This is a genomic window from Buttiauxella cochleicola (assembly GCF_021282405.1).
In the GTDB taxonomy this organism is placed as follows: domain Bacteria; phylum Pseudomonadota; class Gammaproteobacteria; order Enterobacterales; family Enterobacteriaceae; genus Buttiauxella; species Buttiauxella massiliensis.
In genome coordinates this window covers 324,771-338,765 of sequence record NZ_JAJSOU010000003.1, presented here as the reverse complement: position 1 = coordinate 338,765, position 13,995 = coordinate 324,771, and the positions used below count along the sequence as shown (strand labels likewise).

Sequence of the window (13,995 nt, the reverse complement as noted above, 5' to 3'; positions counted from 1 at the left end):
CTTGGTTATAAGCAGCCCCTTGGAGCATTATTTTTTATACAGTGGCCCGTAGTTTTGGCAGGCGCGATAGTCCTGGCCTTCCACATCCATACCATGAGCACCCCATGAAGATGGGCGATAAATGTCACCGTCCTCCACGTTATGCATACACACTGGAATGCGCAGCATTGACGCAAGGGTAATAAGGTCAGCACCCACATGCCCAATAGTCAGCACACCGTGATTAGCGCCCCAATTTGCCATCACAGAGTAAACATCAGTGAATGGGCCTTTGCCTGTCAGGCGTGGGGCAAACCATGTGGTTGGCCATGTTTCATTAGTGCGTTTATCCAGAATGTCATGCACATCTTTTGGCAGCTCAACGCTCCAACCTTCCGCAATCTGCAAGACCGGCCCAATGCCCTTAATAATATTGATACGGGACATCGTGAATGCCACGCCACCGCGAGTGAGGAAGCGTGATGAATAACCGCCGCCACGGAAATATTCATGGATGGCCGGGCACCATTCGGTAGCTTGCAGGCAGTCATCAGCCTCTTTCTTGCTGATTTTCCAATGCGGCTTCATGGTTGGCTTGCCCTGCTCATCAAGCTGGCGACATGAACCATCAAGTGCTGCGGAACCGGAGTTAATTAAATGGATAATTCCTTGCTCAGCATGCCCGGTCAAATCGGTACCGGTTACGCGTTTCACCGCTTCTGGGGACCAGTATGTACGCACGTCAGCGAATACCTGGGCCGTACCCGTGAGCATATGCCCAAACAACATTGCCACACCGTTCAGACTGTCATTTTCGGTCGCAAGCACATACGGCTTGCGCACCCCATTCCAGTCAAAGGAGCTATTTAACAAGGCTTCAGCGGTATCACCATTCGGGTATTGATCCGTCCAGTGACGTTGCCCCTGGAAACCGGCGGCGATGGCGTTATAACCAAGGGATTCTTCAACAAAACCTTTTTGTGCCAGCGCAGGATTGCCCTGCATCATGTCGCGGATACACATCGCCATCAGCAAGCTTTCACGCAATACCTGGCGGCTGCTTTCAGGGGAACGGCGGTATTGTTCCGCGTTAAGATCCGGCCCGAAACGGAAGTTTTTATCGGCCCAGGCCAGTGCCAGCTCTAGTTCCTGTTCATCATAAATTTTCTGATCAATACGACGACGTAGCTCGGTCATATCAACAGACTGCACCTTCATGCCCAGCCAGGATTCAAAGAAATTGTGGTCCACAATGGAACCTGCAATCCCCATTGAAACGCCACCCAGAGACATATAGCTTTTGCCTTTAATACTCGCCACAGCCAGGCCTGCCCGGGCAAAACGCAGCAGTTTTTCTTGTACATCCGCAGGAATAGATTCATCGCCGCCATCTTGTACGTCATGGCCATAGATTGAGAACGCGGGGATCCCTTTTTGGCTGTGGGCAGCTAACGCCGCGGCCAGATAAACTGCGCCAGGACGCTCTGTACCATTGAACCCCCAGATAGCTTTCGGGCGGAACGGGTCCATATCGATGGTTTCACTGCCATAACACCAGCAAGGCGTCACAGTAATGGTAAGGCCAACATTCTGTTTACTGAATTTGTCGTCACAAGCTGCTGACTCTGCCATTCCGGCGATGCAGCCATCAGCGATAATGCATTCAACCGGTGAACCACAGGCATGGTGAAGTTGTTCGCTCAGCAGTGCTGCCGTGGCTTTCGCCATATTCATGGTCTGCTCTTCCAGTGATTCACGTACCCCCATACGGCGACCATCAATCACAGGGCGAATACCAATTTTTGGTAAATTTTTAGACTGGTGTTGGCTGTTCATTTTATTCCTCAAATTAATCAGTAAATTGCACTTATTAAGGTTGAATTGCTTAAGCCGTTACACGCGGCATTACGTTTGATCTGAATTTGGCGAAAATGAAAATAATGGCGAAGCACAGCGCGGGGATGATTTCAGCAGCCGGGATATTGCCCGCCGCATCACTGACGAACCCCATAATCGGGGTGACAATCCCGCCACCGACAATAGTCATCACGATAATTGATGAACCATATTTGGTATCCTGGCCCAGTCCCTTGATGCCTAAGGAGAAAATCGTTGGATATTGAATGGACATAAACATGCTGCATAAAGTCAGCGCTATCAGGCCAAGATGCCCGCCCAGCACGGCTGAGATGATGCATAACAACATGGAAACGAAGGCATAGATGGCCAAAACTTTAAAAGGTGCATAGCGGCGGATTAACCATGTGCCGCTGAAGCGTCCGATGAAGAAACAGACCATGGTGGCGGTAAGATAGTTGGCGGCAAACCCTGGCGTAGTCCCCGGCAGCTCTTCGATAGCGTAACGAATCAAGTAACTCCAACAGGCTGTTTGTGCGCCGACGTAGCAAAACTGAGCTAATACAGCCCAACGCCAGTGACGAATACGCAGCAGGCGAGATATAGAAGCCATGACTGAACCAGCTTCTTTACTTTCGTCATGGGAATCACTTTGAATCGAAGGAAACTTGGTCAACGCAATTAATAGCGCCACAACTAATACGACCGCTACGATTATCATGTAGGGAGACTGAACGGCGAGCACCAGGCTGTGGTTATAAGCACCAAGCTGGTCAGGCGTCATACTCTTTAATACGTCATCTGATTGATGAGGAACATGGGAAAGAATAAGGCCCTGACCAAATACTACGGCAACAATGGCTCCGAAAGAGTTAAAGGTTTGAGCTAAGTTAATTCTAAAATGCCCTGACTCTTCAGGCCCTAACACAGTAACAAACGGGTTAGCTGCGGTCTCCAGGCAACCAAGCCCTGCTGCTATAATAAACAAACCAATTAAAAACAATGAATAACTCATTCCTTCCGCAGCAGGCCAAAATAAAGCCGCACCAATGGCATACAATAACAACCCAGTAATAATACCGGCTTTATAACTCATCTTCTTCATCAATATCCCGGCAGGGATAGGAATAAGGAAGTAGCCAAAATAAAATGAAGACTGAATAAGCCCAGCCTGGAAATTTGTTAATGTAAAAGCCTGTTGGAATTGCGGTAGTAAAATATCGTTAAGATTGTTCGCTACAGCCCACAGGAAAAAGAGTGAACATAATAATGCAAAAGGAATGGCGTAGTTCCCTTTGCGCTCATTGCTGGCAACGCAGTAGCTCTCTGACTGAATTGAAACTTGTCCCATAGCACCCTCGTTAAATATTAAGTACATCTGCTTTTATTTCCGCAGCAACATAATCAATACAGTCAGCCAATTTCTAATCTGACAATCATGCGGCTTGTGCGGTAAGTGCAGCTATTCTTAAAACAAAAAACGCTTAAAAATATGAGTTCAGTCACATTAAGCATTATTGGCAGGTGAAGTGTGAGCATGATCACTTCAGTAAAAGAATTAATATGCCCGTTTCCATCATGCATTGAATAAAAAACACAACATGCATGCCCGATTGGTTTTATTTATTTTAAAACGGGCACTTTTAGATATTTAACGACATAAATTGTCATAAATTGCCCGTTTAAATTCACTTGAGATAAAACGGACATTTTTACTATTTCCACAATTGCGTTATTGAATCTAAATAAGCCATTTAACTTGATGAAGATCACACTTTCTGAACTGGCAACTTCTTAATAACTCTTGCTGGATAAAGATAAAAATCACATTCCCCATTCATGTTTATTTTTTATTCAAGAAGTTTAGAGAGGCAATAAAATGGAAAGAGATTTACTCGCACGTGAAATCATTCACACCTGTCTGGAAATGACTCGCCTGGGTCTAAATCAGGGAACCGCTGGCAACGTCAGCGTGCGTTACCGGGATGGGTTACTCATCACCCCCACTGGCATTCCTTATGAAAATCTCACAGAGGAGCAGATTGTTTATATCGATGCCGACGGTAAACATGAAGAGGGAAAGGTTCCTTCCAGCGAGTGGCGCTTTCATCAGGTAGCTTATCAGACGCGCCCAGATGCCAATGCTGTCGTGCATAACCACGCGGTAAATTGCACCGCGATATCCATTCTTAACCGCCCAATTCCTGCCATTCATTACATGATTGCCGCAGCAGGCGGTAGCACTATTCCTTGTGCGCCTTACGCCACCTTTGGCACCAAAAAACTTTCTGAACACGTTGCGGTAGCGCTTAAAAACCGTAAAGCCACACTTTTGCAGCATCACGGCATGATCGCTTGTGAAACGAACTTACAGAAGGCTCTTTGGTTGGCTCATGAGGTTGAAGTTTTAGCGAAGCTCTATCTTTCAACTCTGCCAATCACTGATTCCGTCCCGGTCTTGCCTGATGAAGAAATCGCCATTGTGCTTGAGAAGTTTAAAAGCTACGGCCTGCGTGTTGAAGAATAAACCCGCCAGAAATTCATTTTTAAGCAAGGATTTTCATAATGACCAAAAGAATGATTTTGAATGAAACGTCATGGTTTGGGCGTGGTGCTATCAATGAATTAGTGCCAGAAGTTATGCGCCGGGGTTATGGAAAAGCACTGATAGTGACCGATGCCCAACTGGTTGCCTGTGGCGTGGTAGAAAAAGTGACATCAAAACTGGATGCTGCTGGGCTTCATTACCAGGTTTTTGATGCCGTTACACCTAATCCAACCATCAAAGTAGTGCAGCAAGGGTTAGCGGCTTTTCAGCAAAGTGGCGCCAATTATCTGATTGCCATTGGTGGAGGATCTCCACAGGATACCTGCAAAGCCATTGGCATCATCAGCGCCAATCCAGAATTTGAAGATGTACGTAGTTTAGAAGGCATGGCGCCTACACACAGCCCAAGCGTGCCGATTTTGGCGATTCCAACCACAGCAGGTACTGCGGCAGAAGTGACCGTCAACTACGTCATCACCGATGAAGAAAATCGCCGCAAATTTGTCTGCATCGATCCTCACGATATCCCGCTGGCCGCTTTTATTGATGCTGACATGATGGACGGAATGCCCCCCTCATTAAAAGCAGCGACCGGGGTTGATGCGCTAACCCATGCCATCGAAGGCTATATCACTCTTGGCGCCTGGGAGCTCACTGATGCTTTGCATCTTAAAGCCATTGAAATCATTGCATCTTCTCTGCGTGATTCGGTTGCAGGCAAAGCAGAAGCCGTTGAGAAAATGGCATTAGGGCAATATGTGGCGGGAATGGGATTCTCAAACGTCGGGTTAGGGTTGGTTCACGGAATGGCGCACCCGTTAGGTGCGTTTTACAACACACCTCATGGCGTCGCTAATGCAATTTTGCTACCGCACGTGATGCGCTACAACGCAGAATTTACGGGTGAGAAGTATCGTCATATTGCGCAGGCAATGGGTTTTGAAGTGACTCACGCAACTCTTGAACATGCGCGAGAGGCGGCAATTCAGGCAGTAGAATCTCTTAATCGTGATGTTGGTATTCCCGCGACATTAAGAGACGTTGGGATGCGTAAAGAAGATATTCAGGAGTTGGCGCAGGCAGCGTTTGACGACGTGTGCACGGGAGGAAATCCTCGTGAAGCGAAGATTGAAGAGATTGCCGAGTTATATTTAAAAGCACTATAAACCCTAAATAATTTAAGTTGTGGAACAAAAGGCTTTGGCCTTTTGAACAGTGCTTGCGCTGGCCCGCGAAGGGGCTAAGGCGAACAGCCAACGCATCAACAATTTGAAGTATGACGGGGATAAATTGCCTGAATAACAACCACGTTTCTAAATATCAGGGGCTGCCGAATAACACGCGGCCCCTGATGATCTTAATTTATCGCGTTAATTTCAAAGATTGCCGCCGAACGATTAGGCATAGATATCCGCATCTCCCCACGCGTTCCATCCCAGTGAGGCTCATGAGTGATGGTGGTTGGGTAACCTTGCTTAATCACAACCTCTTTTGCCGCCAGTTCGCTAATAGGTAACACACAAACAGCCTGTTCCCCTTCACGACGCCACACCGCCAGCAGTCGTTTTCCACCTGGTGCGATCAGCCCTAAAGCCACCCACTCATCCGAGAAGCGGGACAAACCGAGCGGCCAGAAAGGCAGTGCGTATTTAATGTCATCACGCAGCGTTTTATAGAAACTGATTGCCTCCTGCACCAGGTTAAAATTAGCCTCAGAAAGTTCAGCTAAATGCCCACTCTGATGTATGCGTAGCAACATCGCCGATACCTGATTAAAGATGACTTCCTGCTCATCACCATCGCGCATTGGATACGACCAAATAGCCGCCTGTTCAGGGGTAACTGCCGTTGGCGCATTGGCAGCAATCGTGGCGTATTTCAGATAATCTTCCTGGTCGCTGGTCGACTGAATTGAACAGCGGCTTAACAACGCGTAATCCATGCGTAACCCACCACTACCGCAGTTTTCAATTATCAGTTGTGGATGGCGGGCGAACACATCATCCAACCAGCTCAGATAAGCGCGATTGTGTTTCAGCAACCCATCACCAAAGCTGTCAGCTCCTTGCTCGGTACCAATTCCTGGCTCGATGTTGTAATCCATTTTGATGTAACCAACGCCATAAATATCCACCAGACGATTAATCACCTCATTGGCATGTGCAATAACCGCCGGGTTTGTGAAGTCGAGTTGATAGCGGCTTCGATCAAAGACCCTTTTCCCGTGGCGCATGAAGAACCAGCTATCATCAGTCTCCGCCAGTTTTGGCGACTTCACGCCCATGACTTCTAACTCTAACCACAATCCCGGGGTCATTCCTTTATCGCGAATATAGCTAATGACGAACTCAATACCTTCCGGGAAACGTTCTACGGACGGCAACCATTGGCCAACGCCGTTCCACCACTCACCTTTGTCATACCAGCCACAGTCAATACAGAAATATTCCGCACCAGCCGCAGCCGCAGCATCAATTAACGGTAATAATTTTTCGGTGGTCGGATCGCCAAACAGACAATTCATATAATCATTGAAAATAACGCCGAGTTTCTGGTTATCCTCGTTAATCCGACGAATGCGACGGCGATACTGCGTCAATACGCCCATTGCATGGTCAAAACCTTGAGCAGTCACCCCAATAGCAACAGGAACGGAGGTAAACGATTCGCCAGAGTTTAATTGCTTAAACCAGTGACTATAAAATTCGTTAGGCCCACCTAGTTGCAAATACAAGTGATCGGCCTGGTCACCTATTTCCCAGTGCCAGGATCCATTGTTTTCAATTTGCCAGAATAGTCCCGTGTTGTTATGACTATCATGCAAATAAGCCATTGGTAAATATTCTTTAGTGGACCATGCGCCGGTATTAGTAAAGTGCATTGGTTTTGACGAACGCTGCAATCCTTTTTGAATACACGGCGTAAAACCTAACTCATCAAAACTATATTTTCGCCATTGTAATTCTCTCGTCCAGCTATTGTGCGGAATGTGGAGTGAGAAATTCTTCTCCCACTCTGGAGAACTATCTTTTTCTATACCATTAAGGACAAAGCTTGATAAATACTCTAATGTTTGCGGGATGCTTCCTTTATTGGTAATAACCGTCCAACTACGAATAATTGATAGCTCACTGTAAAATTGATAATGCACCTCAACGCTGATTTCACTGGCTGTATCTGTCAGTAAAAAAATAAGCTTGCGCCCTTGATCATTATGGTTATCACTAAAGGAATCGAACTGTAATGTATATCCCGGCGCTGTTGCTGTAAAACCTGCACCGTGACGTTCCAGTGGCTTATCAAGCCCGGACAAATTCACTTCCACCAGATTAAAGCGCGACTGAGCATCACTATTATCAGTAATGTTTTCTGGGTTAAAAAATTCAGTCGAAAAGTGTAATAAACGGGCGCGCTCCGCCAAGTCGAAAACCATAATAATACCGTTTTCGACGATAGTTAATAAGTCAGACATGAAAACCTCAATATAAATTAGTGTGCAGGAATAAGTGGCTGAACCCGTTTATGCGATAAAGTGAATACTGATATAACCGTAAATACCAGAGCGACAAGACCAAGGATAGTGTAAGACTCTTTAAAGCCCAGCACGTCATACATACCGCCAATAGTCGTGCTCATAAATATTTGGCTAAACTGTTTTGCAAACTGGAAGCCGATTAAATAGACCGTGGCAGATAATTTCCAGTCGAAGTTAGCAGAAATATATTTCAGGGTGGCAATAATAAGAATTGAACTTTCAAAACCATGCAAAAGTTTCATGGTTGAGATCAATACTGGTCCCGTTGCCATTGCGCTACCAATAATACGGAAAGTCATAATAAATCCGCAGTATAGTAAGGCATTTTTCGGGCCAATTCGGTTAACGATGGCTGGCGCAAAGAACATTGTCATGGCATCAAGGAAAATCTGCGCGGTATATAAATAACCAAAGACTTCAGCGCCACGCGCTTTGCTTTCAAAGAACGTGCTGTAGTAAACCGCAAATTGCTGATCATATGTTTCATAAACAGCACCGACACCCACCATATACAACACCAGAAACCAGAATCTTTTGGTGCACAGCAGATCGAAAATATCGCTCTTATTCACCTTCGCACGTTCAGAACTGACGTTACCAAGGAAATTTTTCCCCGGGCGAAACACCAGCAAGATCAACGCAAGACAAACACCTGCTGCGCTGGCCATAATAAAGATGTAATCCGGGTTGACGACAAATAATTTACCGGAGAGAAACGTACCTACGGCGGCACCAATCCCCCCCCACATACGCGCACGGCCAAATTCAAATCCATCGAGACGTGAAACTTTATCAATATAGGCTTCACAGACCCCGCAACCACATCCGAAAGCAAGGCCGATAAAGATACCGCCGGCGGCCGCTCCAGCAATTGCACTGACTTTCAGTAGTGGTGCAAAGACCCAAATCCACCACGGTGCGAATGCAATCATCAGGATGACCAGCATCCACATCAGATGTTTTCGAAAATGTAGTTTATCGGCAAGAATGCCAAATATCGGTTGGAAGACGACGGCGACGGTAGCAATGCAGGTATAGACCATACCAACTTCAGCAGAGTTGATACCGATTCTTTCAGTAAGCCATAAAGATAAATAGGGAAAGCAAGACCCCCAGCAGATAAAGAAGAACAGAAACCATAAGCTTGATAAAAGGTAGTTCTGTTTTTGTATCCCGTTTCCTGACGAAGACATAGACACCTCATTATTTTTTAGTAAACAAACCAAGGCCACCTTAGTGATTAAAATTAACCCTGCAAAGATCACTGTTTCTTGAAGCGTGACAAGCATCACACCCTCTGTTTTTTGAAGCCATTTAATGTGATCTGCGCAATAAAAAAACAACAAAAGATATTGTGATATTCCTTAGGCACTCATAAATCCGTCATGGAAATGCTATTTTTAGTAATCAAAAAAATAACACTGAAAAACATGTTGAGGAAAAATATGAAAAGATTAGGTCTGGATATTGGCGGAACCAAAATTGAAGCGGTGGTGCTTGATGAGCAAGGTAACGTTGTTTACCGTCAGCGGTACCCTACCTGTAAGGAAAACTATCCGGCTTTCCTGAACAGCATCAGTGGAATCATTCAGGAGGCAGAAAAGCATGTTTCGGAAACTCTTAGTATTGGCATCGGTTTACCCGGCACACCGGATCCGCAAACCCATCTGATCAAAAATTCGAATATTCAGATTATTAATAAACAACATTTTGTTATTGATATTACTGAATTAATTGGCAAACCTGTTGCTGTAGCAAATGATGCAAACTGCTTTGCCCTTTCCGAAGCTATCGATGGGAGTGGTGCGGGTTTTCATTCTGTGTTTGGTGTAATTCTGGGAACAGGCTGCGGAGGAGGTTTAGTCGTTGGGCAGCACTTACTGACTGGGCCAAATGCCTGTAGTGGAGAATGGGGCCACAACCCCCTGCCTCATTACAATCCGCAACGTGATGGCATTACATCTCGCTGCTACTGTGGTCAGGATAATTGTCTCGAATCATTTATTTCTGGTACCGGCCTTGAACGTCAATACCATCAAAATTATAGTAAACATGGTAAAGTCCCTGACATAATTTCTCTTGTCAGAGCTAACGATGTTACGGCGATGCAATGTTGGGACAACTTTCTTGATCAAGTTGCCCGGGCATTAGCCAGTGTGGTGAATTTGTTGGACCCTGATGTCATCGTTATTGGTGGCGGGGTATCAAATATTGCCGAGCTTTACACATCGTTACAGCAACGTATGGCAAAGTATGTATTTGGCAACAGCTGTTGCACCCCGCTGATTGCGGCGAAATACGGTGACAGCAGTGGTGTAAGAGGTGCTGCGTGGCTTGGCCATCAAAAGATTAACCAAGCTTTTCAACGCAACAAGGAAGATGCGAATGAACGCTACGGTGCATCAGGAAATTAAACGGGAGAGGCATGACTAAACCAGTAAGAATCAGAGATATTGCGCAGGCATGTGGGGTATCCGTCGGTGCAGTTTCACGTGCGCTAAAGGGCCAACCGGGCCTGAAAGAAGAGACACGACAGCGTATTGTGGCCATCGCCGAAGAGCAAGGATATGACTTTTCGCGACTGCACAGCGATAAGATAAAACGGGTTCTCTTCTTGCTACATCGTCAGCATGATATTGCGCGTGCTCTGCCCTTCTATTCGTCATTGCTACTTGGCGTCGAAGATAATTGTCGCGCGAAAGGAATTGCGATGAGTTTTTTGGCAATCGGTCCGGATGATGCGATTAATGATCAGGTTCTTCTGCATCACCCTGATGCGCTAATTTGTGCGGGATACTTTGAACCGCAACTCATTGCTACGCTCGCGCAGATGAAATTACCTATGGTGCTGGTCGACTTATGGTCACCTGGCCTGCCGTGTGTTAACCCTGATAATGTTCATGGTGGTTATTTAGCCACCCAACATTTGATTAAACTGGGTCGAAAACGTATCGCTTTTTTAGCCAGTACACTCTCCCATTACAGTATTCGTCAGCGTGAGAAAGGCTATCGCCAGGCGCTGTATGAAGCACAAATGTTGATGCCGCCTGAATATGAAGTGATTGCGTCCCCACTGGTTGATACAGAGCAATCGCTGATTTATGCGATGAACGAACTGTTAAACCTACCCACTCCCCCTGATGCTATTTTCGCTTACAACGACGTCACCGCGATGATTGCCATTAATATGTGCGAACAGCGTGGATTAAAGGTGCCTGAGGATGTGGCGATTGTTGGATTTGATAATATTGAAACCGCAGCTTGGGGACGTCCTTCATTAACAACAGTTGCCGTCGATAAACATAAATTAGGACATCAGGCAGTCAGCTTATTACTCTCTAATGCATTACAGGAGAAAAACCAGCTATTGCCAGTGAAGTTGGTTATTCGAGAAAGCAGCGGTAAAGAAAAGTAACGCTGAGCACACCAGCCTGACCAGGCTTTAATCATTAGGCTTGAGCGAAATATAAGGCTTCTTTAAATAATAAGAAGCCCTGACTTTGTTGTTACCACTCTAAAAATGGTAATCGCCTGCGCGCATTAGCTGCTGACTCAAATATCCCCTTTGCCATAGCTTCTCCAATTTCCGCACAGACAGTCAGCCCCTGAACGAAGGGTTGATCGTGCATCAGATATGGCAGCGCCCCAAAAGCAATGCGCCCACGAACAGATTCCGGTTGTAATAATATGTAGTCCTCACCGACATCCGGAATATCATCGCCGCCAGACTCGAGCTGTTTTCGTAGGCCAGGAAACGGTAGATCTTTAGTCTTAAGCGGCCTTTGCCCGCGGGCATCAATAAAAACGTCAAACTCATAAACATTTTGCCCGACGGAAATCGCCGTCTGTTTCTCTTTTACATCCATCTTATAATCCGGCCCGAGCGTAAGAATGCTGATTATCCCGGCCTCGCGTAACGACAGTAAACGGCGAATAGATTGCGATGGTATTGCTGCGTAATTGTCGATGAACACTCGTGCAAGGCCCACGTTAAAGCGTTCCCGGTCCTGCTCGTCCAGATAAGGCACAATCAACTGGACGGCTTCATGTAACCGAAGGATCACGTAACGCCAGGGAACCGTTCGCTTGTCGCGCTTATTGCGTTCAACTTCATAAAGATTGGCTTCAGCCCAGTGAAACGGGTCGTTCATTTTCCTGTCAGCAAACCAGGCTTCAGCAAAACTATCCGCATCCAACGTATTGAGCGCCAGGTGTTTGCTCCATGCCGGGTCTGCACGTTCAATTTCCTCAACCATAAGGCCGAAAACCCGATTGAGAAGACCATCGGCCCCTGCTGAAATTTCGTGATTTATCGCCTCTTGCGTCACGACAGTTAGTGGCTCGTAAGGGATTGGGCAGTAGAAATCAGCTTCCGGCAGAATCCCCGATCGGGACATAAGCACAATATTAAGCTTTTCACTCCCCTCATCGAGATTGAAATGGATTTGCTCTTGTTCCGATTCAACAAACTCTCCATGCTGGATGACCACTGCCATCGCTGCATCCAGAGCACTCAACGATGTCCCCATAATTCCGACCTTACACGCAGCAATTTTAGCCTCCATCAGCCCTGACCATGGGCTTGGGAAAAAGGTGCGGGTCGACTTATCCTCATCAGGCCATACGTGCCCGGTGGCAATCACGACGAGATCAAACAACGCTGGGGAAGGTTCACCTTCTGCCCACAGTTTTACTCCCTCGGTAGTCGCCGCCAGATCGGTGACCTGGCAAGATTCATGAACCTCCACGCGGAATCCTTGCTCTTTTGCCTGAACAACCAGCTCCAGAAACTGATCGCGGAAGTACTCACCAAGAAGGATACGCGGTAGAAACTGTCGGATATGAAGTGAGTCATGGCGAACACCATAACGCGCCAAATGATCTTCACTTTGGCTGCGCAACCAGTCGATGTAGGTCGAAAAAATAGGCGGGATTTCGATACTGGCAATATTGGCCAGCATCATTCGGGAGTTTTCTTCATCACTGTAAGGCATACCCACCCCTGCCTCACTGCCCTGCTCATAGATAGAAATGGACAGTGGCACTAGCTTCTTCAGAAGGGAGAAAAGAGTGTAAATGCCCGTAGGGCCTGCGCCGACAATAGCGATTCTTTTCATCAATCTGCACCCACCGTTGTTATAAAGTCTTCCATCTCTATGTTGAGATTAGGCTCATTCAACGGTTTCTGGCAATTTATCTGCCAAACAAACTCGTTTTACCTGGCATGGGTTACCCGCAGCAATGACTCCGGCAGGAATATCATGTTTCACCACGCTTCCTGCACCAATAGTGCTGCCTTTACCGATAGTCACACCTGGCAAAATAATAACTCCCCCACCGATCCATACATCATCGCCAATATTTATCGGCCGTGCGCTGCCAATATGTTGGTTTCGCGTATCAGGGTCCAGCGGATGTTGAGCGGTATAAATTTGTACGTCAGGAGCAATAAATACGTTATTACCAACATTCACTGGCGCACAATCCAGTAGCACAAAGTTGAAATTAATAAATACATTATTCCCGATATGAGTATTACAGCCGTAATCAATACGCATCCCTTTTTCGAAATGAACATTTTCGCCAACGCTGCCAAATATTGTGCGAATTAACCTCTCTTTCTCGGTAACGGCACGGGCACTTAATGCATTAAATTCATCAACGATATCGCGTACCCGGTAACGGATTTCACGTAACTCTGGGTCATTAATATTATAATTTTCACCACTCACCATTTTGCTAAATTCGCGCATTCTCAACTCCTCACAGGCAATTGATGTTGTTAAATCATATTTTTTAGAACTGATAAATAACTACCTTTCGTAAACTGCATAGTCAGCACAAACGTCAATATATTCAGTTGTTTCTTACAACACCGAAAAGTAGAACAAAATTTATCCATATCGAATATTTGCATTGTTATGACCACACCTGATAAAAACCTCTAAAGCTTCAAGCTATCTGGTTGTTATTTATGTATTTATATTGTCATTCACTGAATTTATCAATTATGTCGCACTCATCACACAAATGATCACCACAGCAAAATAATCCATATATCTGCCTGCCTGGAGTC

Annotated in this window: 10 protein-coding genes; 4 read left to right on the top strand and 6 right to left on the bottom strand. The window is 46.1% G+C overall.

The genetic code is table 11. The features are described 5' to 3' along the window. Positions 1 to 27: 27 nt before the first annotated feature. Both fucI and fucP read right to left on the bottom strand, forming a co-directional pair. Positions 28 to 1,815: an L-fucose isomerase gene (fucI, locus tag LVQ79_RS05860; protein ID WP_232864228.1), complete on the bottom strand. Its 1,788-nt coding sequence runs from the start codon at positions 1,813 to 1,815 to the stop codon at positions 28 to 30. A gap of 49 nt (positions 1,816 to 1,864) precedes the next feature. After that, positions 1,865 to 3,214: an L-fucose:H+ symporter permease gene (gene fucP, locus LVQ79_RS05855; protein WP_255668742.1), complete on the bottom strand. Its 1,350-nt coding sequence runs from the start codon at positions 3,212 to 3,214 to the stop codon at positions 1,865 to 1,867. 501 nt (positions 3,215 to 3,715) lie between these two features. Here fucP and fucA point away from each other — a divergent pair. Together fucA and fucO are read left to right on the top strand one after the other, a co-directional pair. Further along, positions 3,716 to 4,363, top strand: a complete 648-nt coding sequence (gene fucA, locus LVQ79_RS05850) for an L-fuculose-phosphate aldolase (protein ID WP_232864227.1) — start codon at positions 3,716 to 3,718, stop codon at positions 4,361 to 4,363. 38 nt (positions 4,364 to 4,401) lie between these two features. Beyond that, positions 4,402 to 5,550: a lactaldehyde reductase gene (gene fucO / locus LVQ79_RS05845; protein WP_232864226.1), complete on the top strand. Its 1,149-nt coding sequence runs from the start codon at positions 4,402 to 4,404 to the stop codon at positions 5,548 to 5,550. Positions 5,551 to 5,741: 191 nt separating this feature from the next. Here fucO and LVQ79_RS05840 read toward each other — a convergent pair whose 3' ends face one another. Both LVQ79_RS05840 and LVQ79_RS05835 read right to left on the bottom strand, forming a co-directional pair. After that, positions 5,742 to 7,856: a glycoside hydrolase family 36 protein gene (locus tag LVQ79_RS05840; protein ID WP_232864225.1), complete on the bottom strand. Its 2,115-nt coding sequence runs from the start codon at positions 7,854 to 7,856 to the stop codon at positions 5,742 to 5,744. Positions 7,857 to 7,873: 17 nt separating this feature from the next. Next, on the bottom strand, positions 7,874 to 9,112 hold the full coding sequence (locus LVQ79_RS05835) for an oligosaccharide MFS transporter (RefSeq protein WP_232864292.1): 1,239 nt from the start codon (positions 9,110 to 9,112) through the stop codon (positions 7,874 to 7,876). Positions 9,113 to 9,364: 252 nt separating this feature from the next. Here LVQ79_RS05835 and LVQ79_RS05830 point away from each other — a divergent pair, with 252 nt between their 5' ends. Both LVQ79_RS05830 and LVQ79_RS05825 read left to right on the top strand, forming a co-directional pair. Continuing rightward, entirely contained in the window at positions 9,365 to 10,333 is a 969-nt protein-coding gene (locus LVQ79_RS05830) for an ROK family protein (protein ID WP_232864291.1), read from the top strand. Positions 10,334 to 10,344: 11 nt separating this feature from the next. Next, on the top strand, positions 10,345 to 11,334 hold the full coding sequence (locus LVQ79_RS05825; protein ID WP_151994870.1) for a LacI family DNA-binding transcriptional regulator: 990 nt from the start codon (positions 10,345 to 10,347) through the stop codon (positions 11,332 to 11,334). Positions 11,335 to 11,425: 91 nt separating this feature from the next. Here LVQ79_RS05825 and LVQ79_RS05820 read toward each other — a convergent pair whose 3' ends face one another. Together LVQ79_RS05820 and LVQ79_RS05815 are read right to left on the bottom strand one after the other, a co-directional pair. Further along, the gene (locus LVQ79_RS05820; protein WP_232864224.1) at positions 11,426 to 13,036 is read right to left on the bottom strand and encodes an FAD-NAD(P)-binding protein; all 1,611 of its coding nucleotides are present in this window, start codon (positions 13,034 to 13,036) and stop codon (positions 11,426 to 11,428) included. A gap of 54 nt (positions 13,037 to 13,090) precedes the next feature. Next, positions 13,091 to 13,672, bottom strand: coding sequence for a sugar O-acetyltransferase (locus tag LVQ79_RS05815; RefSeq protein WP_232864223.1), 582 nt, complete (start codon positions 13,670 to 13,672; stop codon positions 13,091 to 13,093). Positions 13,673 to 13,995 lie beyond the last annotated feature (323 nt).

Excerpts from the sequence above, each read along its gene's own strand:
- fucI (WP_232864228.1), bottom strand. The coding sequence starts at position 1,815 with ATGAACAGCCAACACCAGTCTAAAAATTTACCAAAAATTGGTATTCGC.
- LVQ79_RS05840 (WP_232864225.1), bottom strand. The coding sequence starts at position 7,856 with ATGTCTGACTTATTAACTATCGTCGAAAACGGTATTATTATGGTTTTC.
- LVQ79_RS05835 (WP_232864292.1), bottom strand. The coding sequence starts at position 9,112 with ATGTCTTCGTCAGGAAACGGGATACAAAAACAGAACTACCTTTTATCA.
- fucO (WP_232864226.1), top strand. The coding sequence starts at position 4,402 with ATGACCAAAAGAATGATTTTGAATGAAACGTCATGGTTTGGGCGTGGT.
- LVQ79_RS05825 (WP_151994870.1), top strand. The coding sequence starts at position 10,345 with ATGACTAAACCAGTAAGAATCAGAGATATTGCGCAGGCATGTGGGGTA.
- fucP (WP_255668742.1), bottom strand. The coding sequence starts at position 3,214 with ATGTACTTAATATTTAACGAGGGTGCTATGGGACAAGTTTCAATTCAG.
- LVQ79_RS05820 (WP_232864224.1), bottom strand. The coding sequence starts at position 13,036 with ATGAAAAGAATCGCTATTGTCGGCGCAGGCCCTACGGGCATTTACACT.
- LVQ79_RS05815 (WP_232864223.1), bottom strand. The coding sequence starts at position 13,672 with ATGCGCGAATTTAGCAAAATGGTGAGTGGTGAAAATTATAATATTAAT.
- LVQ79_RS05830 (WP_232864291.1), top strand. The coding sequence starts at position 9,365 with ATGAAAAGATTAGGTCTGGATATTGGCGGAACCAAAATTGAAGCGGTG.
- fucA (WP_232864227.1), top strand. The coding sequence starts at position 3,716 with ATGGAAAGAGATTTACTCGCACGTGAAATCATTCACACCTGTCTGGAA.